Genomic DNA, 2,210 nt, shown 5'->3' with positions numbered 1-2,210 from the left:
GCCTGTGAGAGACGTAGGAGATCTGTCGGTGACGGGTGGCTTCGTCGAAAGTCCGGGCGCCACGCCGACGGCCGTGCTACCGGCCGTCGCCTCCCGTGTCACCGCGCTTGCGGACCGGCTCGGCGTGCCGCACGCCGAGGTCTTCGGCATCGGCCGGCTGTCCGTCGCCTCCGGGGTTCCGGAACCGGTGGTCAAGGCCCTGCTCTGCGGCAGGCCCGCGGGCGAGCCCGATGTGCAGGCCCGGTTCCTGCAGCGCCTGGACCTGCTGCGCCGGACCCGGCTCAAGCCCACCGGCCGCAAGTACACCCAGCAGGAGATCGCCGACGGCGCGGGCATGTCCCGTCAGCAGGCCGGCGCCCTCATCAACGGCGACCGGCGGCCGACCATGGAGCACTGCGACGCCCTCCAGCGGTTCTTCCGGGTGCACGCCGGTTTCCTCACGGCGGAGGACCCCGAGGCGCTCGTGAGCGCCCTCCAGCACATCGAGCAGGAGCTGCTGCAGAAGCTCGCCGACCGCGAGCGGGAGGCGGCCGCGGCGGCCGACGACCCGCTGGAGCGGCTGTTGCAGGACCACGGCGTGCGCGGCATCGCCTGGCGGGCCGCGCAGCTGCCCACCGACCAGCACCGTGACAAGGTCGCGGAGTGGCTGGACATGCTCCTGGAGAGCGTCAAGCGGCCCGATTCGTGACCGTGGGGAGAACTGTGGGCATCGGTAAGGAAATGCGCCGCCTGTGCGGCGAGCTGGTCGCGGAGCTGACCCTCCCCGCGCCGGCGCGGCCCGACGAGCTGTACGCCGCGCTGTGCGACGCCATGAGCAGACGCCGTGGCCGGCCCGTCCACTTCCGTACGGCCGCCTTCCCGATCGGGACCGCCAGCGGGCTGTGGCTCGACATGGCCGAGCAGGACCTCGTGGTGATCGAGGAACGCACCGCGCCGGACCACCAGTTGGTGATCCTGGGCCACGAGCTGTGGCACATGAACGCCGGGCACTGCTCCCACCACGTCGAGGGCGCGGCGGTCGCGGCCCGGCTGCTCGACGACACCGCCGATCTCCAGGCGACGGTCCTGAAGGTCGCGGCGCGCACCCGCTTCGACCTGGACGACGAGAAGGAGGCCGAGAGCTTCGGTCTGCTGCTGGCCAGCAAGTGCCGGGCGTGGCTTGCCGGTTCGTCGTCGCGGGGGCCGGTGCAGCGGGACCATCTGGCGGGGCGGATCGAGGCGTCGCTGGGGTATCGGGGGCCGCAGGGCTGACGGGCCGTCCGGCTCATCCGCCGAGCGGGCGAACCGAGGGGCGGCGGGGCCGGATTGTCAGTGGTGGACGGCAAGCTGGAGGTGCGCCCTTTCTGTGCGGGGCGTGCGCGCCGCACCGGCGCGGACCGATGACGCCGACACGGGGAGAGCCGACCGATGCAGACCGCCGTACTGACCGACCGTGAGCGCACCGCCGTCCAGGCCTACCTGCGACTGCTGCACACCGTCCGGGCCGCGTTCGATCTGGAGACCGACAGTCGACCCGCGATCGTGCCGCCCGCCGTTCTCGCCGAGGCGGAGGCGGCGCTCGAACGGGCCGGGCTGACCGGTAACGAGGAGGAGTTCTTCGGGTTGCTGCGGAGCTGGTGTCCTGAGTAGCGCCTGTAAGGGGGCGGAGTCGAGCTCGGGGGTACGGGTGGTTTTCCGGGTGCGGGCCGTTCGGGGTTGTTCGCGCAGTTCCCCGCGCCCCTGAGAGGCGCGCGGCGCCTCAGGGGTGTGGTACCGCGACGGCCGTTGCGACCAAGCCGCGGGACGTCGTCCAGCGGCCCTCGAAACGGTCGAGGCGGTGGCCGCCCACCAGCGGCCCGGGGACGAGGAGCGCCGCGCGGAAACCGCCGTCGGCGGAGATCTCGATGTCCGCCTCCATGAAGTCCAGCCACTTCCCGGTGAGGGGGAACCACGCCTTGTAGACGGACTCCTTCGCGCTGAACAGCAGCCGGTCCCAGTGGATGTCGGGGCGCTGCGCCGCCAGCCGGCGCAGGCGCTCCGCCTCGGACGGCAGGGACACCGAGGACAGGACCCCCTCGGGCAGCGGCCCATGGACCTCGGCGTCGATGCCGAGGGACGCCAGGTCGGCGGCGCGGACCAGGGCGGCGGCACAGTAGCCGTCGCAGTGCGTCATGCTGCCGGCCAGCCCGGCGGGCCAGCCCGGGGCGCCGCGCTCCCCGGGCAGGATCGGC

The 2,210-nt window shown here is 73.1% G+C and carries 4 protein-coding genes; 3 read left to right on the top strand and 1 reads right to left on the bottom strand.

Annotation, left to right across the window (positions count from 1 at the left end; genetic code table 11):
• Positions 1 to 28: 28 nt before the first annotated feature.
• The 3 genes from ACFTZL_RS44170 (at position 29) to ACFTZL_RS44160 (ending at position 1,629) form a co-directional block, all read left to right on the top strand.
• On the top strand, positions 29 to 688 hold the full coding sequence (locus ACFTZL_RS44170; RefSeq protein ID WP_382596084.1) for a helix-turn-helix domain-containing protein: 660 nt from the start codon (positions 29 to 31) through the stop codon (positions 686 to 688).
• Positions 689 to 720: 32 nt separating this feature from the next.
• Positions 721 to 1,251, top strand: a complete 531-nt coding sequence (locus tag ACFTZL_RS44165; RefSeq protein ID WP_382596081.1) for a toxin-antitoxin system, toxin component — start codon at positions 721 to 723, stop codon at positions 1,249 to 1,251.
• 156 nt (positions 1,252 to 1,407) lie between these two features.
• Positions 1,408 to 1,629, top strand: coding sequence for a hypothetical protein (locus ACFTZL_RS44160; RefSeq protein ID WP_382596078.1), 222 nt, complete (start codon positions 1,408 to 1,410; stop codon positions 1,627 to 1,629).
• Between the two features lie 109 nt (positions 1,630 to 1,738).
• Here ACFTZL_RS44160 and ACFTZL_RS44155 read toward each other — a convergent pair.
• On the bottom strand, positions 1,739 to 2,210 hold a 472-nt coding region (locus tag ACFTZL_RS44155; RefSeq protein ID WP_382596075.1), incomplete at its 5' end, for a 4'-phosphopantetheinyl transferase.

The sequence above is a fragment of the Streptomyces sp. NPDC056948 genome, from assembly GCF_042674225.1.
Lineage (GTDB): Bacteria > Actinomycetota > Actinomycetes > Streptomycetales > Streptomycetaceae > Streptomyces > Streptomyces purpurascens.
The sequence above is the reverse complement of the archived record's forward strand: the minus strand, read 5'-3'. Positions and strand labels throughout refer to the sequence as shown.